The following is a 23,673-nucleotide window of genomic DNA, read 5'->3' as shown; positions in this document are numbered from 1 at the left end:
CCCGGCCCGTCTCGACACCCACCACCCGAGGAGAACCGTGGCCAGGCCGACACCTTCATGCCCGGCGGGGAAGCCAGGACCGGCCGGTGCGGTGCTCGACATCGCCGACGGCGTTGTCGTGCTCGACGAGAGCTTCACCGACAACCCGTACCCGATGTACGAGCTGCTGCGCGCGCGGCGCCCGGTGACCAAGGTGCGGATGGGGATGAATCCGCCGGTCTGGCTGGTCACCGAGTACGACGACGTCCGCGCCGGGCTGGCTGATCCCCGGCTGGCGAAGGACGCCACGAAACTGGCCCGGATCCTTCGTCGCGCCGCCGGCATCCCCGAGGACGCCGACGCCTTCGACATGGGACTGCACGACCACATGCTCCACTCCGACGGGCCCGAGCACACCCGGCTGCGGAAACTGGTCAGCAAGGCGTTCACCGGGCGGGCCGCCGCTCTGCTGCGCCCGCGGATCGAGGCGCTGGCCGCCGAACTGGCCGACGCGATGGCGGCCAGGCTCGCGGCCGGGGAGCCGTCCGTCGACCTGATCGAGGACTACGCCTTCCCGCTGCCGACGACCGTGATCTGCGAAATCCTCGGTGTTCCCGATGATCGGCGTGCCGAGTTCGGCGGCTGGTCGCGCACCATGCTGTCCACCGCGCAGCCGTACGAGAAGCTGGTGGCGACGGAGGCGTTGGAGGAGTACCTCGACAAGTTGGTCGCGGGCAAAGCGGCCGACCCAGGCACGGACATCCTCTCCGAGATCCTGGCCCCGGACGAGGACGCGGACCGCCTCACGCACGCCGAGGCCACCGCGATGGCTTCCCTGCTGCTGGTCGCCGGGCACGAGACCACGGTGAACCTGATCGGGAGCGGAACCCTCGCGCTGCTGCGCAACCCGGAACAGCTGACGCGGCTGCGGGAGAACCCGGAACTGCTGCCCGGTGCGGTGGAGGAGTTCCTCCGGCTGGAGAGCCCGGTCACCACGAGCACCATGCGGTTCACCGACGAGGAGGTGACCATCGGCGGCACGACGATCCCGGCCGGGGAGATCGTGTTGCTGGCGATCGGTTCGGCGAACCGGGATCCCGGCCGGTTCGAGCGGCCGGACGAGCTGGACATCGAGCGGTCGACACGCGGCAGCATGGCCTTCGGTCACGGCGTCCACTACTGCCTCGGCGCGGCGCTGGGCCGGATCGAGGGGGAAGTCGCCTTTCGCGTGCTGCTCGACCGGTTCCCCCGCCTCACCCTCGCCGTGGACCCCGGCGAACTGCGCTGGCACAACAGCATCCTCCTCCGCGGACTCGTCGCCCTTCCTGTCGGCACGGACGGATGAGCGGGGAGCACGGGCACCGACACAGGACAGGACGGACATGACCGCGCTCTTCGACCCACGCGATCCCGCGGTGCGGACAGATCCGTACCCCATCTACCGCCGCCTGCGGGAAGCCGATCCCGTGCACCAGTCCCATTTCGGCTACTGGGTGCTCTCTCGCTACGCCGACGTGGACGCTGTGCTGCGCGCTCCGGGCGTCTCCAGCGAGTTCTACCGAAGCCAGGTCTGGGCCGAACGCAGGGGCGGACTGGACAGCCCGCTCGTGCGCAGCGTGCGGAACTGGATGCTCATGCTGGACGGGCAGGCGCACCGGCGGATCCGCGGTGTGCTCGGCAAAGTGTTCACCCGTGGTGCCGTCGAGCGGTTGCGGCCGCGCGTGACCGCGGAGGCCGACCACCTGCTCGACGCCATGGGCGATGGCGAGACCGACCTGATCGAAAGCCTTGCCCTGCCGCTGCCGGTCACCGTGACCTGTGAACTGCTCGGCCTGCCCACCGACAACCGGGTCCAGTGCCGGCAGTGGACCGAACAGATCAGCCGCGTGATCGACCCGTCGATCACCGCGGGCGACGTCGCCGAGATGAACCGGGCGGAGACCGAATTCCGCGAGTACGTCGCCGGCGAGCTCGACCGCCGCAGGGCCGCACCGACCGACGACATCCTGTCCCTGCTCGTGCACTCGGAGGTCGACGGCGTGCGGCTGACCGACCACGAGATCATCGCCAACGTGCTGTTCCTGTTCGTCGCGGGCCACGAGACCACGGTGAACCTGGTCGGCAACGGGGTGCTGGCACTGCTGCGCCACCCCGATCAGCTCCAACTGCTGCGCGAGAACCCCGAGCTGATGCCGGGCGCCGTCGAGGAGATCGCCCGGTACGACGCACCCGTGCAGATCGTCTCCAGGCTCCTGGACGAAGAGGTCATGCTCGACGACGCGGTACTCCCCGCGGGGGCCAAAGTGATGCTGCTGTTCGGGGCGGCGAACCGGGATCCGGCGCGGTACAGCGACCCCGAGACCCTGGACGTGACTCGCACCGGGATCAAGACGCTGGCCTTCAGCGGCGGCCCGCACTACTGCCTCGGCGCCGCCCTCGGCAAGATGGAGACCGCCGTGGTGCTGACGAAACTGCTGCGGCGCTACAGCAAGATGGAGCTGTCCGGCGAGGAACTCGGCTGGCGGTCCAACGTGAGCTTCCGCGGTCTCGAGCGGCTCCCGCTACGACTCCTCCGCTGACGGACTGAAGTGGCCGGAATGTCAGCTGAGTGCTTGAATCTCGGTCGCCAACTGCTCCTGGCTGGCCGCCCATGACGCCAGTAGGGCCAGACCGTCCGCGGTCGCCGTGCCGGCGGGCGTGGTGTAGACGATCAGGAGCAGGCCGGGGTCGGCAGGCAGTTCCATCGACTCGACGTCCAGGTCTAGCCGGCCCACGACCGGATGGTGTATCCGCTTGTGTCCGGACCGGTGGAGCCGGACGTCCTGAGATGCCCATCGCTGCCGAAAGAGTTCACTGCGTGTCGATAGTTCGCCGACCAGGGTGATCAGCTCCTTGTCGTGCGGAGTGCGGCCGGCTTCCATGCGGAGCTTCGCGGCCAGATCGCAGACGATTCGGTCATAGTCGACGAAGAACGTTTTCGCCGCTTCGGGATCCAGATACACGAACCGCGCGGTGTTCGCCGGCCGTCGCGTGTCGGCCAGCATCGGTGAATACAGCGCACGGGCAAGGTGATTCATGGCCAGCACGTCATAACGGCCGTTGCAGATCCACGCCGGCGCGTCGGCGATGGCGTCGAGTACCTGCTGAAGCGCCGGACGCACCGTCACGGCGGGTCGACGACGGCGTGGGCCGCTGGGCGCCCTGGACTGCCGCGCGAGGTGGAACAGGTGATCGCGCTCGGCCTCGTCGAGTTGCAAGGCGGAGGCCAACGCGTCGAGCACCCCGTCGGAGGCTCCGGCGAGGCTGCCGCGCTCCATGCGCACGTAGTAGTCGACCGATACCCCTGCCAGGAGAGCTACCTCTTCGCGACGCAGACCTTTGACCCGGCGGTTGCCGCTGTAGGCGGGCAGCCCGGCCCGCTCGGGCGTGATCCGCGCGCGACGGGAGCTCAGGAATTCCTTGATCTCGGTGCGCGGATCGATCTTGGTCACCCCTTCACCATAGGCACTGTCTGCAGGCGGAGGGAGGTACTGCTGGTACCCCGCCGGGCTACGCACCCATAGTGGCGCCCGTCAGGTAGGACCCCGTTCGGGCATATTCGCTTCGACACGCTCCATCAGCAGCGCGAACGACATGACCAGCAACGGGATCACCAGCACCATCCACATGATCCTTCTGATACCCGGATCGGCCGCCGGGTAACCGCTCGCCCGGCATTATCCGCGGAAGCAGTACCCGCCGAACACGCTGCTGATCGTCCAGGGACTTTTGCGCGAAGACCTTCTGGTCGAGATCGGCACGACCGCGTACCGGCCGAAGGGTTAGCGCATGTCCGTGCGGGATTCCATCGACCGGTCGGGGATGAGCCGGTTCCAGATCAGAGTCGTCGCGATCTGTCTCGTCATCAATCTCGTCGACGGTTTCGACGTCCTCGTGATGCCCTTCGCGGCTCCCGGCTGGGAGTGCTGCTCAGCAGCGGCCTGGTGGGAATGGCGCTCGGCTCGGCCGTGGTCGCTCCGCTGGCCGACCGCATCGGCCGGCGACCTCTCACGCTGATCTGCCTGGCCTTGTGCACCGCCGGAATGGCGCTGGCCGGACTCAGCACCGGGTTCACCATGCTCGCGGGAGGTCGTCTCGTCCCCGCCACCGATCCCGCCGATGTCGCCGCGCTGGCGGACGCGGGCCTCACCGCCTATCACGCCGTGCGCAAGGCGGTTCCGCTACTGCCGCCCGGGAGCACAGCCGTCGTGCAGGGAGCAGGAGGACTGGGCCACATCGGAATCCAGGTGCTGTCCGCCTTGACCGCGACGAAGATCGTCGTGGTGGACCGTGATCCGGCCGCACTCGCGCTCGCCGCCGACCTCGGCGCCGAGGTCGTGTTCGGCTTCGTCGCCGAGCAGGGCGCGGAGAACGACGCCTGGGACATGACAGCGGCGGGCGGTTCCCTTCACCTCGTCGGATACGGCGGGGAGCTGCGGATCCCCACCGTATCCGCCGTGGCGGGGGAGAAGAACGTCATCGGCAACATGGTCGGCACCTATCGCGACCTGGTCGAACTCATGGTGCTCGCCGAAAGCGGGAAGGTGAACCTGCACACCCGTCGTTAGCCCCTCGAAGCGGCCGCCGACGCTTTCGACGATCTGGCGCTGAACTGGATCAGGGGGCGGGCGATCCTGGTGCCGGGGGCATGAAGGAAACGGACCGCGAACCGACGGTTGGAGAAACCACATGCGTCTCGGCAACCTGGCCGGCCGTGCCCACCTGCTGCGCGGGAACACCGCGATCGACATCGCGAAGGCCAGTGGCGGGGCCTTCGGACCAGAGCACGGGGATCTCTTCGCCCGCTGGAAGGAATTCCTGGAGTGGTCGGCCACCGCGCGCACCGACATCGCCGTGCCCTATCGGATCGAGGATCTCCGCGCGCCGGTACCGAGGCCGCGTCAGGTCTTCGCCGTCGGCCTCAACTACGCCGAACATGCGGCGGAGACCGGCTTAAGCGCCGGCGGTGCGCCTTCGGTGTTCACCAAGTTCGCCGATTCACTGACCGGCCCGCACGGCCGGATCGTGCTCAGCGGGCCGTCTGTCGACTGGGAGGTCGAACTGGTCGTCGTGATCGCGCGCGAAGCACGCCACATCGCCGAGGAGGACGCCTGGGCCTACGTCGCCGGACTCACCGCGGGGCAGGACTTCAGCGACCGTGACGTACAGATGAGCGGCACGCCACCGCAGTTCTCGCTCGGCAAGAGCTACCCCGGCTTCGGCCCCATCGGGCCCGCGCTGGTGACACCCGACGAGATCGACCTCGCGGTACCGACGAGGCTGCGTTGCTGGGTCAACGACGAGCTCGTCCAGGACGGGCACACCGGGCAGATGATCCTGCCCGTCGGTGCGCTGATCGAGCGGATCTCGGCGGTGTGCACGCTCTATCCCGGTGATCTCGTCTTCACCGGGATCCCTGCCGGTGTGGGCATGGGGCGTACGCCACCCCGGTACCTCGCCGCCGGCGATGTCGTCCGTACCCGCATCGACGGCATCGGCGAAATGCGGCATACCTTCGTATCGGGCGGCGCGGAGTAGCTGGTCAGGCCGTGCGCAGCAGAGCGCGATCGAGGAGGATCTCCGCCGCCGCCCGTCCATGCCTGCCGTAATCGGCGTCGTTCAGCACCATGGCCCGGCTGGCGGCCCCGTCCGCGAGGATCACCAAGTGTTCGGCGAGTGCGCCGGGGTCGTGGCAGCCGAGCTCCGTCACCAGTGCGGAGACGAGCTGCACCATCCGCAGTTTCTGCTCGCGGGCGTAGGAGTGAACCGCGCTCTCCACGTCGGGGAACTCCGCGGCGGCATCGATGAACGGGCATCCGCGTACCGGAGACGTGGTCGCCGAGGGCTGGCCGAACAGCCCGAGGATCCGTTCCCGTGCGGGAACATCTTCGCGGGTCAAGCTGCTTTCCAGCGTCGCGCCCGACGACGCGAGGTCCTGCAGGTGCGCGATGACCAGGTCGCTCTTGGTCCGAAAATGCACGTAGAGCGTGCGCTTGGAGACCGGCGCTTCTTCCGCGACCTGTTCCATGCCGGTCGCGTTGATTCCCTGAGTCGCGAACAACCGGGCGGCCGCGGCCAGGATGCGCTCTCGGCCGCCTCGTCCCTGTCGTCGAGCGGCCGTAGGTGTCGTTCCCATCGGACAAGTATACGCCTGTGTTTACTTCGACCGATTGGGTTGCTAAGGTCGACTCAGAGGTAAACACAAGCGTTTACCTAAGTTGCCGTTGAGGAGTGTTTCATGAGCGTGTCGGTCCCTGTCGAGCTGAAGTACAGCGCGGAGAAGCTGATAGGCGGTCGTCACGCGACGCGCGCTTTCCGTCCTGAAGCGGTGCCTGAGGACACCATGCGTGCGATCTTCTCGCTGGCCGGTGCCGCACCGTCCAATTCCAACGCGCAGCCATGGCAGGTGGAGGTGGTGAGCGGTGCGGTGCGTGAGCGCTTGGCGAATGCCTTGCAGGCGGCCCACGCCGAGAAGCGCATCTCGGTGGACTTCCCGTACTCCGAGGACATGTATTCAGAAGTGCATAACGCGCGCCGGGCCGTATTCGGCGCGGAGCTGTACGGGGCGCTGGGCATAGCCTCGGACGATTCGGCGGCGCGTGCGGCTTATGACGCGGAGAGTCTGCGTTTCTACGGCTCGCCACACGTCGCGTTCCTGTTCGTCACCGGTGACGGCGGGCCGCGACTGGCGGCGGACGTCGGCGCCTACATGCAGACGTTGCTCCTGGCGATGACCGCGTACGGTGTGGCCAGCTGTCCGCAGGGCTTGTTGAGCTTCTACGCCGACACTGTCCGCGGGGAACTCGGTGTCACTGCGGGAAAGCTGCTCCTGGGCATTTCCTTCGGCTACGCCGACGAGACCGCACCGGTAAATCGGGTCACGACCGGGCGAGCAGCGCTTGAGGCGACCACGGCATTTCACGCCTAGGCGTACTGACCATTGACGTTGCCGATACCCGAGCTGGTCGCAGTGCGGATCTGGACCGGTCGACAAGAGGCGGTCGAAGTGCGGATAAACGTCTGATTGATATCCATAGGCACGCTTTGCGACCGGTCGCGAGTGGCAAGTGCCGTCGCATCGGGCCGAAAAGCAAAGTTTCCTGGCAGGAATGATGCCCCGAATGTGGCATGTCACATTTGCCTTACGGCCCACTAGCCCTCGTTGTCACTCACGATCCGGTCGCGAAATACGCAAAGCCCCTGAACCGGACACCTGCATCGCGCTCAGCGCCGGTAGTGGATCTCACCCCGCAGGGCAGGTGACGTGGGGTTGCCGCAGCGCTGTTCGAACGTCGCACCGCGTTCGAAGTGGTCGTAGGCGCCTGCCTGCGGGTTTCCGGACGGCGCGGTCGGTGACGATGACGCTTCCCGCCCTTCCCACGCTGGTCTGCGAAGTGGTGTGGGAACGGCTCGGCCTCGGGCCTGGTTGACGATGGCGGCTCGCCGCACTTGGTCGAGGCCGCCAGTGAGGGAGACGGTTGAGCGCAGCTGTCTGGTCGGGTCGCAGGTAGTTCTTGTGTCAAAAACAGGCGTTTCATCGAAATTTAATGAGCCGCCGATAGCGTCACCGGAGATCGAAGTCTCGTCTTTTGCAGGGATTATGCGCTGATCCCGGCGGGCGAAGTTCGCCCGAATGCACTAGTTCGTTCGGCTATTCGATCGAATGTCTTCGTCACCCGAGTCACCGCTCGATCCCGCGCGCGACAAGGAACGTCGCTCTTTGCCGGGACCCGATAGTCGAATCCATTGATCCAGAGGGGGTCGGGGGCATGTCTGCCTTCGCGTGGGCTCGTCCGGTTCGTCATCGCCGCAAGGCCGTGGTGGTCGTGTTGTTACTGGCGTTGGTGGCGATGGCCGTCCCGAGTGCGGGTCCGCCTGCCTCGGTGCGTGAGGCGGGGCTGGCTTCGGGTGCGGACGGGGCGGTGACGGCTCCCGAGCATCCGGAGGGAACGGCGTTCGATCCGAATCGGATCAAGGACATCAAGGCGGCCGATCCGGGGGCCGGGGTGAACCTGATCGGACCACCGACGGCGAACTCCATGGGCGATGCCCGGATGTCGTATCCGCTGGAGGTACCCAAAGGGAGAGCGGGCCTGGAGCCGAAACTGGCGGTGTCGTACAGCTCCGGAGGCGGGAACGGCTGGCTGGGCGTCGGGTGGGACGTCTCCATGCCGTCCATCTCGGTGGACACCCGTTGGGGGGGTGCCGCGCTTTGACGCCGGGCTGGAGACCGAGACGTATGTGCTGGGCGGTGAGCAGCTGACGCCGGTGGCCCATCGGGGTGCGTTGCAGGCCCGGACGGCGGAAAAGGTGTTCCACGCGAAGGTGGAGAGCCGGTTCGATCGGATCGTGCGCCATGGGGACAAGCCCGCGAACTACTGGTGGGAGGTCACTGACAAGTCGGGCACTCGTACGGTGTTCGGCGGTGCGGAGAACACCACGTTGACCGATGCCTCGGGTCGTGTGGCGACGTGGGCGGCGCGCGAGGTCCGTGACACCGACGACAACGTGCTGCGCTATCACTACGCCCGGGTGGACGACGGCGGGACCGAGAAGTCGACGGTGCCGGGTAGCAACCTGTATCCGCGGCGGATCACCTACACCGGCCACGGTGCGACCGAGGGCAAATACTCGGTGACGTTCCTGCGGGACCGTGACCGGGGTGAGCCGCGGCGCGGCGATGTGCAGATCGACGCTCGTGGCGGGTTCAAGAAGGTGACCGCGGACCTGCTGCGGCGGGTCGAGGTCAAACTGGACGACCAGCTGATCCGGGCCTACGAGCTGAACTACCGGGCAGGCGCGTTCGCGAAGACGTTGCTGGCGTCGGTGTCGCAGTTCGGTGAGGACAACAAGCTGTTCAACACCCACTCGTTCGACTATTTCGACGAGGTGCGTGACCAGGCGGGCAACTACACCGGGTTCGCCGACGCCGCCGGCTGGTCGGTCCCGGATGACGATCTGGGCGTGAACATCCGTGAAGGTGAGGCGAGTGCGATCTCGGCGAACACCTCCGTCGGGTTCGGTGCGCACTTGTTCGCCGGCTACAACGTGCAGGGGCTGCCGGTCAAGCAGGGTGGCGTCGGGCTGAAGGTCGGGTTCAACGCCGGCCAGTCCGACGGACTGTCGGCGCTGGTGGACGTGAACGGCGACAACCTGCCGGACAAGGTTTTCCGCAAGAACAACGACGTCCACTTCCGCCCGAATCTGAGCACCCCTGGCGGTGTGCCGAAGTTCGGTGACACGCCGATCAGGTTGCGCGACCTCCCGGGGATCTCGACCGAGCGGACGTTGTCGGGCACGATCGGTGTCGAGGCGTTCGTCGCCGCTATCGCCGCGCAACTGGACTTCGTGGGGACCACGACCACGTCGGATCGGTTCTTCAGCGACGTCAACGGTGACGGCATCACCGACCTGGTCGACAACGGCGGCGTGTTGTTCGGCTACCTGGACGCCAACGGGCAGCCCGCCTACAGCGCGGATTCCACCCGCACCCCGGTGCCGGTCGGCGGTGGCGCGGTGACCGGCGAGATCGTCGGTGACCAGACCGCGCAGTTCAACCAGCAGGTCGACAATTCACCGCTGCTGGACTCGGTGCGCCGCTGGGTCGCGCCGTTCGACGGCACCGTCCGCGTCGACGGCCGGGTGCAACTGACCGTTGACCCCTCGCCGGCGCGCGCCGCGTACACCAAAGCCGACGGTGTGCGGGTCACCATCCAGGCCAAGGACGCCGAACTCTGGGCGCAGCGAATCGGCCCGGACGACCACACCGAGTTCACCCCGGCCAATGTGTCGGCGGTCGCGGTGAAGAAGGGCGACGCGCTCTACTTCCACACACAGTCCATTCTGGACGGAAAGTACGACACGGTGGCGTGGGATCCGGCGATCACCTACACCGACCTGGCGGCCGGTACGGACGTGAACGGGCTGGCGAACACCGTGTTCCGTGCGTCGGCGGACTTCACGCTCGGCGGCCGCTCGTCGCAGGTGATGGTGCCGGTGACCGGCAAGCTTCAGCTGACCGGCGACGTGGTCAAGAGCAAGGCGACCTCGGACGACGTGACCGTGGTGATCACGAAGGGCAACGGGGTGCACGCTCCGGCGGAGGTGTATCGCAAGGTTCTGCCTGCTGACTCGACCGGGACCACCAAGATCGACATGAGCCTCCCGGTCAGCCAGTTCGAGAAGATGTCATGGCACATCAAGACCGACTCCTCGATCGACGTTTCCGCGGTGTCCTGGGTACCGAAGGCGCACTACACGGAGGCGCCGGGGGTGGAGTCTCTGGTCGACGACAAGGGGCAGCCGTCCCTGGTGATCAGCCCGCCGTTCGACGTGGACATGTACCCCGCCGACACCCTCGCGGCGCCGCAGCAGACCTACAAGGTGACCAAGACCGGCAAGCTGCGGGTCCGGCCGAGCGTGAAGCTCAACTTCGGCTTTCCCGGGGCGACCAAGATCGCGTTCACCATCAAGAAACGCGGCGGGCAACTGCTGGGCAAGCGGGTCGTCGACATCGTCAACGGGCAGTACGGCTCGCCTGGCCAGGACCTGGACGTGGTCGTCCCGGTCACTCAAGGCGACGAGCTGTATTTCGACCACTCCACAACGGATTCCTATCTGTACGGGCTGGTCGCCGAACAGTCCGCGAAGGTCACCTACGACCTCTCGTCCCCGTGGCCGGCGTTCAGCCCGGCGCCGAGCGCGGCACACGGCTCCGCTCAGCAGGGTGCGTTCCCGCAGCCCTATCGCGGCTGGGGCGTGATCGGCTACCAGGCCAACCGCGACCGCGCCACCCAGCCCATCAAGCAGGCCGAGCTCGCGATCGACGAGAGCTTCAAGAACGCCCTTCCCAAGGAACCCAAGGAAGCCGACATCCCGGGGTTCGCCGCGAATCCCCGGATCACCATGCCCCGGCTGGCGATCTTCGCTCCGAACCCGGCCAAAGGCGGCTGGGCCGCGCAGGACGAGTCTTCCTGGTTCACCGCCACCATGGCGACCAGTTCCCGGCTCGGCGCGGACACCATCGACGTGGTCACCGACGCCGATGTCGCCGGTGACCGCACGGTGATGCGTCGCGGCGTGACCGGTCAGGTGTCCGGCACGCTGTCCGCCGGTCCGTTCGGGGGCACGGTCGTCGGTGGGATCACCGCGGGTTCCGTCGACTATGTCGACCTCAACGGTGACCGCTTTCCCGATGTCGTCGGCGCCAAGGAGATCCAGTTCACCGACGCCAACGGCGGGCTCGGCGCCCGGCGCGGCACGCTCGGCGGCAACGTCCGCGAGTCCGACAACTTGTCCGGCAACGTGTCCTACTCCGCCGGCAGTGAGTCGGCCACCCTCGCCAGCGCACAGGGCCTGGCCGCTCCGGAAGCCGGGAGCAGCAACAACACCGCCACCTCCGGCCCGGTCCAACCGGCACTCGGGATCGGTGGCAGCGTCGGCGGCGGCGAGTCCGACACCCGCGTCGACCTCGTCGACATCAACGGCGACGGTCTGCCGGACAAGGTCTTCGCCAACGGCGACGCCCAACTCAACCTCGGCTACAGCTTCGCCGCCAAGGAACCCTGGTCGGCGGGGCCGATCAACGACGCGTCAACCCGCAACCTCGGCGTCAACCTCGGTTTCAACGTCGACAACTACGGCTTCGCAGGGGGACTGTCCGCCGAACTGGGCACTTCGATCACCAACGCGAGCATGCTCGACGTCAACGGGGACGGTCTCACCGACCGCGTCTTCACCGATGGCGCCAACCCGATCAAGGTGGCCATCAACACCGGCACCGGCTTCACCGCGCCCACTCCGTTCCGCGGCAGCTTCACCGACATCGCCGTCGACAAGAACGCCACCCTCGGTGCGGGCGTCTACTTCACGTTCCCCGTCCCCACCCCGATCGGCACGTTCGTGTTCAACCCCGGCGTCAACGCCTCCACCGGCATCGGCCGCGCCGAGATCGGCCTTCGTGACATCAACGGCGACGGCCTGGCCGACCACGTCAAATCCACCCGGGACAACGAACTGCTGGTCGCGGTCAACAAAACCGGCCGTACGAACCTGCTCCGCACGGTGACGCGGCCGTTGGGCGGGAGAGTCGATCTGGACTACACCCGTACCGGCAACACCCAGGCCATGCCCGAGTCCCACTGGGTGCTGTCCCGCACCAGCGTGTCCGACGGTCATCGCGGCGATGGTGCCGACACCCAGCTCGCCACCTATCGCTACGAACAGGGGAAGTACGACCGGCTCGAACGCGAGTTCCACGGCTTCGGCAAGGTCGTCACCGAACAGCGCGACCCTGGTGCTGCCGAGGCGCTCTATCGCTCGACCACCGACGAATACCGGACCGACGGCCCGTATACCCGCGGGTTGCTCGCCCGCACCTTCAGCACCGATGGTGCGGGACGGCCGTTCACCGAAACCGTCAACACCTATCAGCTCCGCGACACCGCACCGGGCAGTGTGTTCGCCGCATTGTCGCGGGTGGACAAGCGCTTCCACGAAGGCGCCGAGGAGCCTGGCAAGTCGACCTACACCGAAATGTCGTATGACGAGTTCGGCAACCTGATCCGCTCGTTCGACGCCGCAGACGAGGGCACCGCCGACGACGTCGAGACCACCTACGGCTACACCGCGTCCGATCCGGCCTGCCGGGCACGCAACCTCGTCGGTACCGCCAACATGCACAAACAGCGCGGCACCGACGGCGGCGCCGTGTCGCGGCACAGCGAATCCACGGTGGACTGCGGAACCGGCGCCGTGCGGCAGGTCCGCGCGTACCTCACGGACACCACCTCGGCCGATATCGACCTGGAGTATTTCCCGGACGGGAACCTGAAGTCGGTCACCAAGCCTGCCAACAGGACCGGTCAGCGGTCCCGGTTGGACTACGGCTACGACACCGTCGTCGGCGTCCACATCGAATCCATCACCGACAACTTCGGACTGCGGTCAGGCTCGACGCACAACCTGAAATACGGGCAACCCGAACGCACCACCGACCAGAACGGCCAGCAGGTGCTGCGCGGCTACGACAGTGTCGGCCGGTTGGACACGGTCACCGGACCGTACGAAATCGGATCGGGCAAGGCCACGATCGACTTCGACTACCACCCTGAAGCCACCGTTCCGTACGCCACGACGCGTCACCTTGATCGCGACGCCACCGGAGTCCGTGAGGACACCATCGACACGGTCACCTTCACCGACGGTCTCAAGCGCGTCCTGCAGACGAAGAAGGACGCGTCGGTCGCGAACAATCCCGGTGACACCCCCGACGAGGTCATGACCGTGTCCGGGCGCGCCAAGTTCGACTTCCTCGGCCGCGTGGTGGAGCAGTACCACCCCGTGACCGAGCCCAAGGGTGACGGCAACACCAGGTTCAATGCCGCCTTCGACACCGTCGCGCCCACCAGAACCTCGTTCGACGTGCTTGACCGGCCGGTCAAGACGGTCGCACCGGACGAGGTCACGACCGCCATGGCCTATGGATTCGGCCCTGACCGGGCCGGCGTCACCCGGTTCGAGACGACCGCGACCGACGGCAACGGCAAACAGAAGCGCAGCTACACAGACCTGCGGGAGAAGACCACCGCGGTCAAGGAGTTCAACCCTCCTGGTGGGCAGCCGGTGATCTGGACCAGCTACGGCTACGACGCGCTGGGGCAGATCGCCACCGTGGTGGACGACAAGAACAACACCACTCGGTCCGAGTACGACGCCCTCGGCCGCCGAACCGTGCTCGACAGCCCCGATGCGGGTCGCACCGAGACGCGCTTCGACCTGGCGGGGAATCCGACGGCGAAGATCACCGCAAACGGCAAGCAGGTCGAGTACGACTACGACCACAGCCGCCTCAAGGCGGTCCGCTATCCGACCTTCCCGGCCAACAACGTCACTTACCTCCATGGTGCACCCGGTGCGCCGGACAATGCCGCCGGACGGATCACTGAGATCCGCGACGCGGCCGGGACGCTCACCCGTGGTTACGGCCCGTTGGGCGAGACCACTCGGGAGACCCGCACCATCAAGATCGCCGGGCAGGCGGACCGCAGCTACACCACCGGATGGCGCTTCGACGCCTTCAACCGTGTCCTGCGGATGACCTACCCGGACGGCGAGGTCCTCCGCTACGACTACGACAGCGGTGGCGAGGTCACCCGCGCCACCGGGGCTAAGAACGGCACCGATTACACCTACCTTGGTCGCCTCGACTACGACAAGTTCGGCCAGAAGGTGCTGCAGCAGGCCGGGAACGGGGTGCGCACCACTTACACCTACGACCAGGCCGACCGCAGGCTCGCCACTCTGAAGTCGAAGACGCCGAGTGCCACCGAGTTCCAGAACCTCGGATACACCTACGACAACGTCGGCAACATCACGAAGCTGGCCAACAGCACGGCACAGAACCCGACGATCGGTGGGCCGAGCAGTCAGACCTTCGGCTACGACGACCTCTACCAGCTCACCTCCGCCAGCGGCCAGTACACGACCAAGAGCAACCAGCAGGACAAGTACACCCTGGCGCTGGGCTACGACTCCATCCACAACACCACCAGCAAGACCCAGCACCACGCGATCACCGGCACGACCACTCAAGCGGCGTCGCTGAACCGCGGCACCACATCGCCGGTCCAGGGTGGTGGAGGGAGCCCGGCAGCGCTGGGGCCGCTGTCTGCCGGCCCGATCGAGACCGCTGGGAGCTACGACTACAAGTACGACTACGGCAGCGGAAAACCCCACGCGCCGAGCACGGTCGGCCCGATCACCCAGGTCTACGACGCGAGCGGCAACCTCACCGACACGGTGAACGCCGAAGCCGAGGGCAAACGACGCCAGTACGTGTGGGACGAGGAGAACCGGCTCGCCTGCAATCAGGACACCACCACGGCGACAGTCCCTCAAACGCCGGCAGGCTGCCAGGCAGCGACCGTCGGCTACACCTACGACGCGGCCGGCGAACGCGTCATCAAACAAGGCGACGGCCAATCCCTCTACCCCAACCGCGGCTACAGCGAACGTGACGGCATCGGCTTCAAGCACATCTTCATCGGCGACAGCCGCCTCACCACCAAGACCGTCGCCCCCAGCGGCCCTGAGAACACCCAGTCCTACTTCCACGCCGACCACCTCGGCTCATCCGGCTACGTCACCGACAGGCAAGGCAACGTCACCGAACACCTCGAGTACATGCCCTTTGGTGAAACTTGGGTGGAGGAGCAAACCGGCCGAAGCGGTACGCCGTACAAGTTCACCGGCAAGGAACTCGACGACGAAACCGGCCTCTACTACCACGGCGCTCGCTACTACAACCCGAGAACGCAACTCTGGGCCAGCGCGGATCCAGCGTTGCCTGACTACCTCGATTCCAAGGTCGCGGGGGGCATCATGAATCCTCGCAACCTCGCCACTCACACCTACGTCCACAACAACCCCGTCAAGCTCGCCGACCCCACCGGAAAAAGTCCCCGAAGTGGGCCCCTCAACGCCGACGACACGGCGATGCTGCAGAAGCAGTTCCCATTGTTCAGCGGGCCCGCGAGGTTTAATTACGAAGTCAGCATTCCTGGGCTCGGCAAAAAAGCCATAGACCTGAGCCAGAAGGAAAGTGATCTGTTCTGGGGTCTCAACGGTGCCGACCAGATAACTTTTGCCCGGATCAAGGTTGAGGCTCAAACCCGCGCAGCCGAACTCTTCGGCGCCACCTATGGTGGCGAGGACCCGTTGCCGGACGGGACGATCGGCAACGCGTTCCAACATGTGTACTGGAGTGCCCTGCTGACCGTGCACTTCGGCTGGGACAGGGCGAAGCAATTCACTGACGCCCATGAGATGTACGCCGGAAACGGGAGTCCGAAAAATGCCAATCTCCAGTGGATGGACCTGTACAACAACTCGGTAGGCCGAACCATCGGCAGCATGTTCAGTCTCGATCAAATAAGAAAAATTGAATCCGCTGGCGAGAATTACAGCTATTACTACGACTACACGTCCATCGTCAATGCGGTCAAGGGGGTGATCTACGCGGGCAATGCTGTCATGTTGCTCGACCCGAGCGACCCCATGCGCGGCCTCCAGTGGACAGGCGCGGCGCCCAACCCATGCACACGAACATCAGGACAAAGCACGCCATGCTGACCCTGAGCAGCAAGCTTCGGTGAACGCAGATCGCCTCGCTAGACGCCTGCGAAAGTCAAATGAGACCATCCGCGGCCACTACGACTGCGGTTGGCCGCCGAGGGCCGGGTTCCGCCATGCGGATGCGATGATCGACGGGTGATCTCGGGTAACGCGCAGGGCTATCGCGATGTGGCCGAAGCCGCGTGGCGGTGGGTGCTGGATCAGGTGCGTTGGGACAATGGGCCATGGATTCCCGAATCGGCGGGAATTCCGGAAATCTCGGAGTACCGGGACACCATGTACAGCGGGGTGGGTGGGCTGGCCTACGTGATGGCTGAGATTCGGTTCGCCCGGGGTTGGACGACCGAGGAGCGGGGTGTCGCGGAGGCGATCGTCAAACGGCTCACCGGTCGAATCGAGGACGAGATCGACTGCAGCCTCTTCGGCGGGCTGGTCAGCTCCATCGGCGTGCTGACCGCGCTCGAGGTTCCCGGGGCACAGGCGGCCGTCGACCGGCTGATCGCGCTGCGCACCCGGGACGGCTGGCCACAAACAGCCATTGGGCCACCAGGTTTCCTGTCGGACGCCCTGGTCAACGATGCCACTCTCGGCACGGCCGGGATCTTGCTCGGCGCGTTGTGGGCCCGACGCGCGGGGTTGGCCAACGCCGGCGACCTCGGTGCGCAGGCTGCCGATGTGCTGATGGCTGACCGGGAGCAGGTGCCGACCGGGGTCAACTGGCACTGGGTACCGCACCGGTTCCATGCCGAGCCGGCCAGGCAGATGCCCAACTTCTCGCACGGCCTTGCGGGTATCGCGGCGTCCCTCGCCCTGGCCGGCACCGAGCTCGACCGGCCTGACCTGACCGGCGCGGCCGCCCTCGGCGCGGAACATCTGGTGACGTTGGGCCACACCGGTGGCGGGGGATTTGTCGTGCCGCGCACCATCCCCAGCAAACCGGGCCAGGACGTCTACACCTACAACTGGTGCCACGGCCCCGCCGGCACCTCGCTGCTCTTCCTCGCCCTCGATCTCGCCGGAGTCGAGGACGTGGCGGGTGAACCGCCACTGGCGTGGCATCGCCGATGCCTGCACAGCACGCGTAGCTCTGGCCTGCCCGCCAGACGGCACCCCGGCTTCTGGGACAACGACGGACGTTGCTGCGGGACGACCGGCGTTGGTGAGGTTTTTCTGGACTCCTGGCAGCGCTTCGGCCGCACCGACGACCTCGAGTTCGCCGTGCACCTGGCCGACACCCTGGTCGAGCGCGCGGTGCGGGACGGACCGCACGCCTACTGGCGGTTCATCGAACACCTCGGCCCGGAACCGCTGCTGCCACCGGGGGTCGGCTGGATGCAAGGATCGGCCGGCATCGCGGCGTTCCTCTTCCGGATCAGCCGCGTCCTGCGCGACGGGCGCGACGCCACCCCTGTCACACGCATGGATAGCTGGTGGGCACTCCCCACCCCTAGTTCCAGCCCGGACACTGGTCGAGGGCCTCGGGGCTGAGCCGGCAGCGGGGGCGTTTGGCAGTCCCATCGCGGTTTGGGTTTTGATAGTGGCACTGCCAACCAGACCCGGCGGTGTCCTGCTGCCGGGCCGGTCTAAGGGGTCCTAACAGAATGATCCTGGGTGTGGTTCGTGTTCCTCCCGTGCCATCGGCGCCGGGCAGTTTGAGGTCCGGTCGCAACCGGTAGTGACCGGTTCTTACCAGCACAAACAGCGGGTACGGCGGAGGGGGCGTTCAAAGCCCGCACATGGGCCTGAACGCCCCTCCGGGACCTGCCTGACGGTCGGGCCATCGGCGGCTGGTCGCGCCACGGTTTTCGGTGAGGTGCGCTTGTCGCTGTGTCCGGTCGACCGGCGCGCGATCTTCGTCTGGATGACGGGCACGACGGTGTTCCTCAGCAATCTCGGTCGCGGGCAGAAGACCGAGAGGGCGCGGCTGGAGGCGCAACTGGACCGCGCCCAACGAGCGCTGGCCGCCATCGACGCCGCGAGCGGCCCGGCAGGCTCCGGCGCGGAGGGCAACTGACCGATGGGACGACTCGCCGACCAGACCCGCGCGCAGAAGGAGACCACGAGCCGGGCGGCGATGGACCGTCTGCTGTGCGGAGAGATCCCGCCTGGCGGCAAGTGCGACGGCAAGACCCTCGCGGCGGCCAGCGGGGTCACCCGCGCCGCGCTCTACAGCACCTACCTGCACCTGAAGGAGGAGTTCGAGCGACGGCGCGATCAGCTTCGCGAAGCCAGCGTCATCGCCGATCCGCGCGACGCCCAGATCGACCGGCTCAAGGAGCACGTCGGCCACTCCAGCAGCGGCTGTCACCGCCGAACAGGAGAACGCCGACCTGACCGCGTTTCGGACCCAGGCCGTGTCACAGTTGGCCGCTCAGCACGACGAGATCAGCCGGCTCCGTGCCGCTCTGACCAGCGCAACCAACATCCGCACCCTGTCATCCACCCGCGACCGCGCCTCCGCTCGCCCATAGTTACCCGACGGCGCCGCCCGGCCAGCGATCTGTGCCGGGTGGCGCCGATTGCGAGAGTCGACGAGTGACCGAGCAGCGTGAAGACCAGGACCGCGAGCCCGCCGAGACCTCGGACCGGCAGTGGATATGACCCGCGGGGACGGCGCGACGAGCTTCCTCGTCGACGTCGAGCACGAGGTCCCGACCGCGCTGATGGCTACCCGTCAGGCTGCGCGACACCCTTCCCCCGCCGAGTGGGTTTGAGCGACTGTATCGGCACAATTGACGACTGTCCGGCCGGGTGTCTTGCCTCACCCGGCTGTCCCTGTCGCGACGTGATTGATCAGGTCCCGGACTCAGCACCCTGAGACGAGGTCGGTGATCGTGGTCGGGTCGACCCCGCAAACGCGCAGAACGCTTCTGGCGAGCGCTTCGGTGGCGTCCGGTAGTGCTATCCGTCCCGCGTTCACCGCGTCTCCGGCGGCGTGGCCGAGTGTGACAACCGTGGTTGCGAGCCATGACGTGGGGACGTCGTCGGTGAACTCGCCGGAATGCCGGCCTCTGGTGAGCAGTCGGTCGAGGTGGTCGACCACTGGTTGGTGGCGGGTGTGGTCCGCATCGACGTCGGCCGCGGTGGCGGCAATGCTCAGCAGTTGTGGATAGCGCTGGAGTGTTCGCCAGCTCGCGTCGAGCAGGCGGAGCAAGGCGGCAGCGGCGGGGCCCTCGTCCAGGTGCGCGGCGTCCATTTCCGCGACTGCCTCACCGGTGATCACGTCGATCACCGCGGCGATAAGTGCCTCGCGGGTCTTGAAGTGGGCGTAGACGGTCTGCCGGCTCACGCCGGCCGCGGCGGCGATGTCCTCGACGCCCGCGTGAGGTTGGGCGACCAGGACCTCCTTCGCGGCCAACAGGATCGCGCTCAAGCTGCGGTCGGCGTCGGAGCGGCGCCGCCGACGCCGGGGAGTCGTTATCTCGGACACGTTGTCAAGATTAACAACAGTCGTTATATTTGACAGCATGTCAGACTTAACGGGTGGGATTGGTCGCCGCGACGTGCTGCGGGCGGGCGCGGTCATAGTGGCCACGGGGACAGCAGTCGCAGCCGCGCGGCCGGACCGGGCTGCCGCGGCGGCGGGGGAACGCGTCCTCGCGCTGACCGGCGTCACGGTCATCGACGCCACCGGGCGCCCACCCATGCGCGATATGACCGTGCTCGTCCGCGCAGGGCGCATCGTTGTTGTCGGACGCCGGAGTTTGGTTCCTGTGCCGGCTGGCGCGCAGATCCTGGACCTGCCTGGGAAGTTCGTGATCCCCGGACTGTGGGACGCGCACGTGCACAGCATCCCCGCTGAGCGGATCTCCCCGCCGCTGTACCTGGTCAACGGCGTTACGTCGGTTCGGGAGATGTCCGGCTCGGCGCTGCTGCACGAGTGGCGTGACCGGGCTGAGCGGGGTGAGTTGCTGGGGCCTCGGTCGGTCATCGCCAGCCGGATCGTCGACGGCGCACCGACCATCGGCGACCCGGCGGCCTTCGTCGAGGTCGCCACCGAGGAGCAGGCCCGGGACGCGGTCCGGCAAGCCAAACGGGACGGCGCGGACTTCGTGAAGGTGTACTCGCGGCTGCCCGGTGGCCTGCATCGCGTGATCGCCGAGGAGGCACGCCGGCAGCGGATCCCGTTCGCCGGGCACTGCCCGGACGCGGTCCCGCTAAGCACGGCCAGCGCGGTGGGCCAGTACAGCGTCGAGCACCTGTACTCGACCTGGTACGACACCTCGGTCCGGGAGGCGGAACTGCGTACCCGGATCGCCGGGCTGACGGTCGGCCAGAGCGACTACGGCACCTGGATGCACGAGATCCACCGGCTGGAGTGGGACGCCGCCGGCAGTTACAGCCCGAGGAAGGCGGCGGCGGTGTTCGCCACGCTGGCCCGCAACCGCACCCGGATCGTCCCCACCCTCGTGGTGTACCGGGTGCTGGACCGGCCGGACGAGGTCGTGCCGGACGACGAGCGACTGAAGTACGTGCCGGCGTCGGTGGTCGAGGGATGGCGCTGGGCGCTGGAGAACATCGTCAAGGCCGGCTGGACACCGGAGGAAACCGCCCAGCGCCACGCCCTGCTCGATCGGCGGCTGGCGTTCGTTGGCGAGTTGGCCCGTGCCGGCGTGCCGGTCGTCGCCGGTACCGACGGAGGTGACATGCCGTTCGTCATCCCCGGATTCAGCCTGCACGACGAACTCGCCTCGCTCGTCCGCGCCGGGCTCTCCCCGCTGCGGGCACTGCAAACCGCGACCATCGAACCCGCACGCATGCTCGGCCTGGCCGACACGCTCGGCACGGTGACGCCCGGCAAGCTCGCCGACCTGGTGGTGCTGGACGCCGACCCGCTGGCCGACATCCGCAACACCACCCGCATCCACACCGTGATCACCCGAGGACGCGTCATCTCCCCGGAACGACGCACCAGAATGCTCGCCGACATCGCCGCGGCGGCGGCCGAGCACTCCGCGTCCTGAGATTTCCAAAGTCCTTGTCACACAACCAAACCTGAGGAGCTTCTCATGCCGATCCGACTGGCCACCGGGCTAGCGCTGCTGTCCACCGGCCTGCTCGCGGGCGCTTTCGGCTACGGCGCGGTCAACGTGGCGACCACGTTCAACGTGGTGCCGCTCGACGTGCGCCTGACCTTCCACTCCGCACTCATGCAGATGAACGGCCCCGTCATGCAAACCACGATGGCGCTGGCCGCGCTGAGCTCGATCGCCCTGGCCTTCCTTGCTCGCGGCACACAGCGGTATCTGGCGGGCGCGGCCGGCGTGTTGGTCGTGGCCTCGTTCCTGATCACCCGCTTCGGCAACGTGCCGATCAACGGCCGGATCAAGGTGTGGGCCGTCACCACACCACCAGCCGACTACGCCACGCACCTCCAGCGGTGGGAGATGTTCAACATCGTGCGCACCCTCAGCGCGCTCGCCGCGTTCGTGCTCGTGATCGCCATCGCCATCCGCGTGACCCGAACCCGGCAGGCCGACCGCCGGCCAGCGGTTCCCGCAGCGGCGTGACAACCGCCCCGACAGTCCACTTCAGACTCACCAGGAGATCATTCATGCATCCGGTAAGAACTCTGGCGTCCCTCTCGGTCCTGGCTCTCGCCACGGCGCTCGCCGGCACCGAGGCTGCCTCGGCGGCGCCCACCGAAGCAGCCACTGCGGTCCGCTGGACCGCGGCCTGGTCGGCCTCGCCGCAGCGCCCGAGCGTCAACTTCACACCCAACTGGTCCGGGCAGGGTTTCGCCGACCACACCGTGCGCCAATCGGCGCGACTCAGTCTCGGCGGCGTGGCCGTGCGAATCCGACTGACCAACACCTACAGCCCCACCCCGCTGACCGTCACCGGTGCCACTGTCGCGCGCAGCGCGGGCGGTGCCGCCGTGCGGCACGGATCACTTCGTCGCCTGACCGTCGGCGGAGCCTCGACTTTCACCATCCCGACCGGCGCCGAACTCGCGAGTGATCCGGTGCCCCTGCCCATCAGAGCACTGGACTCGGTGACGGTCACGCTGTACTACGCCGCCCCGACCGGACCCGCGACCTACCACGCCCAGGCGATGACGGCGAGCTACCGGGCCACCGGCGACCACACCGCTGACCAGCGCGCCACCGCGTTCACCGAATCCACCTCTTCCTGGTACCACCTCGCCGGAATCGACGTCCTCGGCACAACGTGCCGCCGGGACGGGGTCGCGCTGTTCGGCGACTCGCTCACCGACGGCTACGGATCCACCCCCGGCGCGGACAACCGCTATCCCGACGAACTCGCAGAACGGCTGGCCGCCACCGCACACCCGCGCGCCGTGCTCAACCAGGGCATCAGCGGCAACCGGATGACCGTCGACTCCGCCTGGCTCGGCGACAAGGCCACCGCCAGATTCCACCGCGACGTCCTCAACCAGCCAGGCGTCGGCACCGTCATCATGCTGGCAGGCATCAACGACATCGGCATGAGCGAAGCCCGCCAGCCCCTAGCCGCCCCCTACACCGAGGTGTCAACTGCCGAGATCATCGCCGGACACCGCGACCTGATCAGCCAAGCCCACGCCAAGGGCCTGCGGATCATCGGCGGCACGATGCCGCCGATGAAGGGATCGCGCTACTACACCCCGCTCACCGAAGCCAAGCGAGACGAGGTCAACACCTGGATCCGCAACAGCGGCGTGTACGACGCAGTGATCGACTTCGACCGCGCACTCGCTTGGTCCACCGACACAGAGCAGCTCGACCCGGCCTACGACAGCGGCGACCACCTGCACCCCAACGACACGGGCTACCGCGCGATGGCGGATGCCGTCAACGTCACCGATCTCGACTGACTCAACCGCCATGCCCGGGCAAAGAGCAACCCATGAAGATCACGCTCGTCAACGCCAGCGGCGGGCACAACGTGGTGTCGGCGCTGGGCGCCCGAAGGATGCCGACCACCGTGTGCACCGACAGAGCGACTTGCATCACCACCGCCATGCACACCGAAGGTGTGCGACGACCCCGTCAATCGGTCACCCCGTAGGGCACGAACCGAACTGGACCGATCTGCGGACTCGCGATTCCGGGCCCGCGTCAGCTCTTGACGGAGCCTGTCTTGACCAGCGAAAACGCGTGATCGTTTGAGTGTCCTCGGAGCGAGATGGCACGCCGCGCCGTAGTCCCGTGCGGACACGGCGAGGGCACGCCCGGCGAACACGCAGCTCCGATAGCACACAGCACGGGGGCGGAGGCCGTCAGATGACGGCCTCCGCCCCCGTGACTACCAAGGAACCTACGTCTCTCCCTCTCTGAGCTTGACCATCACCGCTTTCTTGCGGATCTCGTAAGCTTCCCGCTCCGTATCCGTCGCATCGCCGCTGCGCTGGATGAGGTAGGCCGCCGTCCGCGGCAGGCTGGTCACCTCGGTGAGCGGGGTGCGCTCGGGCAGCCTGGCCGAGACCAGGCGATCTTCGATGCCGCCGTGGTGTACGCGCCACGTACACGAGCGGGCATTGTGCCGGGCTACGGGCTCCAGACGGCCACGCAGATCGCT

At 67.2% G+C, this 23,673-nt stretch carries 18 protein-coding genes and 1 pseudogene; 15 read left to right on the top strand and 4 right to left on the bottom strand.

What is annotated here, in order from left to right:
* Positions 1–37 precede the first annotated feature (37 nt).
* Together ACFOSH_RS19700 and ACFOSH_RS19695 are read left to right on the top strand one after the other, a co-directional pair.
* Positions 38–1,324 carry a cytochrome P450 family protein gene (locus tag ACFOSH_RS19700; RefSeq protein ID WP_378240432.1) on the top strand — a complete coding sequence of 429 codons (1,287 nt, stop codon included), beginning with the start codon at positions 38–40 and terminating at the stop codon, positions 1,322–1,324.
* Between the two features lie 37 nt (positions 1,325–1,361).
* Positions 1,362–2,558 (top strand): cytochrome P450, encoded by a 1,197-nt coding sequence (locus ACFOSH_RS19695; RefSeq protein WP_378240430.1) that lies wholly within the window; start codon positions 1,362–1,364, stop codon positions 2,556–2,558.
* Between the two features lie 21 nt (positions 2,559–2,579).
* Here the strand turns inward: ACFOSH_RS19695 and ACFOSH_RS19690 are convergent, their stop codons facing one another.
* On the bottom strand, positions 2,580–3,470 hold the full coding sequence (locus tag ACFOSH_RS19690; protein WP_378240429.1) for a helix-turn-helix transcriptional regulator: 891 nt from the start codon (positions 3,468–3,470) through the stop codon (positions 2,580–2,582).
* A gap of 337 nt (positions 3,471–3,807) precedes the next feature.
* Here ACFOSH_RS19690 and ACFOSH_RS19685 point away from each other — a divergent pair, with 337 nt between their 5' ends.
* The 3 genes and pseudogenes from ACFOSH_RS19685 (at position 3,808) to ACFOSH_RS19675 (ending at position 5,556) form a co-directional block, all read left to right on the top strand.
* Positions 3,808–4,035, top strand: coding sequence for a hypothetical protein (locus tag ACFOSH_RS19685; RefSeq protein WP_378240428.1), 228 nt, complete (start codon positions 3,808–3,810; stop codon positions 4,033–4,035).
* Positions 3,969–4,670: pseudogene (locus ACFOSH_RS19680) on the top strand (MFS transporter). The gene ACFOSH_RS19685 and the pseudogene ACFOSH_RS19680 overlap by 67 nt, the downstream one beginning before the upstream one ends.
* A 37-nt stretch (positions 4,671–4,707) precedes the next feature.
* The gene (locus ACFOSH_RS19675) at positions 4,708–5,556 is read left to right on the top strand and encodes a fumarylacetoacetate hydrolase family protein (RefSeq protein ID WP_378240427.1); all 849 of its coding nucleotides are present in this window, start codon (positions 4,708–4,710) and stop codon (positions 5,554–5,556) included.
* A 4-nt stretch (positions 5,557–5,560) separates the two neighbouring features.
* On the opposite strand, the gene ACFOSH_RS19670 is transcribed toward ACFOSH_RS19675, so the two are convergent.
* On the bottom strand, positions 5,561–6,154 hold the full coding sequence (locus tag ACFOSH_RS19670) for a TetR/AcrR family transcriptional regulator (protein ID WP_378240426.1): 594 nt from the start codon (positions 6,152–6,154) through the stop codon (positions 5,561–5,563).
* 102 nt (positions 6,155–6,256) lie between these two features.
* On the opposite strand from ACFOSH_RS19670, the gene ACFOSH_RS19665 reads away from it, so the two are divergent.
* From ACFOSH_RS19665 to ACFOSH_RS19640, 6 genes are all read left to right on the top strand, one after another.
* Positions 6,257–6,946, top strand: a complete 690-nt coding sequence (locus ACFOSH_RS19665; protein ID WP_378240425.1) for a nitroreductase — start codon at positions 6,257–6,259, stop codon at positions 6,944–6,946.
* A gap of 841 nt (positions 6,947–7,787) precedes the next feature.
* Positions 7,788–8,234, top strand: coding sequence for a SpvB/TcaC N-terminal domain-containing protein (locus tag ACFOSH_RS19660; protein ID WP_378240424.1), 447 nt, complete (start codon positions 7,788–7,790; stop codon positions 8,232–8,234).
* The gene (locus ACFOSH_RS19655) at positions 8,221–16,149 is read left to right on the top strand and encodes a toxin TcdB middle/N-terminal domain-containing protein (protein WP_378240423.1); all 7,929 of its coding nucleotides are present in this window, start codon (positions 8,221–8,223) and stop codon (positions 16,147–16,149) included. Before ACFOSH_RS19660 ends, ACFOSH_RS19655 begins: the two co-directional genes overlap by 14 nt.
* A 138-nt stretch (positions 16,150–16,287) precedes the next feature.
* Positions 16,288–17,640 (top strand): lanthionine synthetase LanC family protein, encoded by a 1,353-nt coding sequence (locus tag ACFOSH_RS19650; RefSeq protein WP_378240422.1) that lies wholly within the window; start codon positions 16,288–16,290, stop codon positions 17,638–17,640.
* Positions 17,641–18,013: 373 nt separating this feature from the next.
* Positions 18,014–18,166, top strand: coding sequence for a hypothetical protein (locus ACFOSH_RS19645; protein WP_378240421.1), 153 nt, complete (start codon positions 18,014–18,016; stop codon positions 18,164–18,166).
* Between the two features lie 3 nt (positions 18,167–18,169).
* Positions 18,170–18,691 (top strand): hypothetical protein, encoded by a 522-nt coding sequence (locus ACFOSH_RS19640; protein ID WP_378240420.1) that lies wholly within the window; start codon positions 18,170–18,172, stop codon positions 18,689–18,691.
* Positions 18,692–18,958: 267 nt separating this feature from the next.
* Here ACFOSH_RS19640 and ACFOSH_RS19635 read toward each other — a convergent pair whose 3' ends face one another.
* The gene (locus ACFOSH_RS19635) at positions 18,959–19,525 is read right to left on the bottom strand and encodes a TetR/AcrR family transcriptional regulator (RefSeq protein WP_378240418.1); all 567 of its coding nucleotides are present in this window, start codon (positions 19,523–19,525) and stop codon (positions 18,959–18,961) included.
* 94 nt (positions 19,526–19,619) lie between these two features.
* On the opposite strand from ACFOSH_RS19635, the gene ACFOSH_RS19630 reads away from it, so the two are divergent.
* The 4 genes from ACFOSH_RS19630 to ACFOSH_RS19615 are packed head-to-tail and all read left to right on the top strand — an operon-like array spanning position 19,620 to position 23,163.
* The gene (locus tag ACFOSH_RS19630) at positions 19,620–21,116 is read left to right on the top strand and encodes an amidohydrolase family protein (RefSeq protein ID WP_378240417.1); all 1,497 of its coding nucleotides are present in this window, start codon (positions 19,620–19,622) and stop codon (positions 21,114–21,116) included.
* Positions 21,117–21,161: 45 nt separating this feature from the next.
* A complete protein-coding gene (locus ACFOSH_RS19625; RefSeq protein WP_378240416.1) occupies positions 21,162–21,662 on the top strand; it encodes an anthrone oxygenase family protein in 501 nt (166 codons plus the stop codon).
* Between the two features lie 44 nt (positions 21,663–21,706).
* Complete coding sequence (locus ACFOSH_RS19620; RefSeq protein WP_378240415.1) at positions 21,707–22,969, top strand: SGNH/GDSL hydrolase family protein; 1,263 nt, start codon at positions 21,707–21,709, stop codon at positions 22,967–22,969.
* A gap of 32 nt (positions 22,970–23,001) precedes the next feature.
* Positions 23,002–23,163: a hypothetical protein gene (locus ACFOSH_RS19615; RefSeq protein WP_378240414.1), complete on the top strand. Its 162-nt coding sequence runs from the start codon at positions 23,002–23,004 to the stop codon at positions 23,161–23,163.
* A gap of 249 nt (positions 23,164–23,412) precedes the next feature.
* On the opposite strand, the gene ACFOSH_RS19610 is transcribed toward ACFOSH_RS19615, so the two are convergent.
* Positions 23,413–23,541 (bottom strand): hypothetical protein, encoded by a 129-nt coding sequence (locus ACFOSH_RS19610; RefSeq protein ID WP_378240413.1) that lies wholly within the window; start codon positions 23,539–23,541, stop codon positions 23,413–23,415.
* Between the last annotated feature and the right edge of the window lie 132 nt (positions 23,542–23,673).

Source organism: Amycolatopsis speibonae (assembly GCF_042647925.1).
Lineage (GTDB): Bacteria > Actinomycetota > Actinomycetes > Mycobacteriales > Pseudonocardiaceae > Amycolatopsis > Amycolatopsis speibonae.
The sequence above is the reverse complement of the archived record's forward strand: the minus strand, read 5'-3'. Positions and strand labels throughout refer to the sequence as shown.

Excerpts from the sequence above, each read along its gene's own strand:
- ACFOSH_RS19615 (WP_378240414.1), top strand. The coding sequence starts at position 23,002 with ATGAAGATCACGCTCGTCAACGCCAGCGGCGGGCACAACGTGGTGTCG.
- ACFOSH_RS19645 (WP_378240421.1), top strand. The coding sequence starts at position 18,014 with ATGACGGGCACGACGGTGTTCCTCAGCAATCTCGGTCGCGGGCAGAAG.
- ACFOSH_RS19665 (WP_378240425.1), top strand. The coding sequence starts at position 6,257 with ATGAGCGTGTCGGTCCCTGTCGAGCTGAAGTACAGCGCGGAGAAGCTG.
- ACFOSH_RS19625 (WP_378240416.1), top strand. The coding sequence starts at position 21,162 with ATGCCGATCCGACTGGCCACCGGGCTAGCGCTGCTGTCCACCGGCCTG.
- ACFOSH_RS19695 (WP_378240430.1), top strand. The coding sequence starts at position 1,362 with ATGACCGCGCTCTTCGACCCACGCGATCCCGCGGTGCGGACAGATCCG.
- ACFOSH_RS19620 (WP_378240415.1), top strand. The coding sequence starts at position 21,707 with ATGCATCCGGTAAGAACTCTGGCGTCCCTCTCGGTCCTGGCTCTCGCC.
- ACFOSH_RS19670 (WP_378240426.1), bottom strand. The coding sequence starts at position 6,154 with ATGGGAACGACACCTACGGCCGCTCGACGACAGGGACGAGGCGGCCGA.
- ACFOSH_RS19630 (WP_378240417.1), top strand. The coding sequence starts at position 19,620 with ATGTCAGACTTAACGGGTGGGATTGGTCGCCGCGACGTGCTGCGGGCG.
- ACFOSH_RS19660 (WP_378240424.1), top strand. The coding sequence starts at position 7,788 with ATGTCTGCCTTCGCGTGGGCTCGTCCGGTTCGTCATCGCCGCAAGGCC.
- ACFOSH_RS19675 (WP_378240427.1), top strand. The coding sequence starts at position 4,708 with ATGCGTCTCGGCAACCTGGCCGGCCGTGCCCACCTGCTGCGCGGGAAC.
- ACFOSH_RS19640 (WP_378240420.1), top strand. The coding sequence starts at position 18,170 with ATGGGACGACTCGCCGACCAGACCCGCGCGCAGAAGGAGACCACGAGC.
- ACFOSH_RS19685 (WP_378240428.1), top strand. The coding sequence starts at position 3,808 with ATGTCCGTGCGGGATTCCATCGACCGGTCGGGGATGAGCCGGTTCCAG.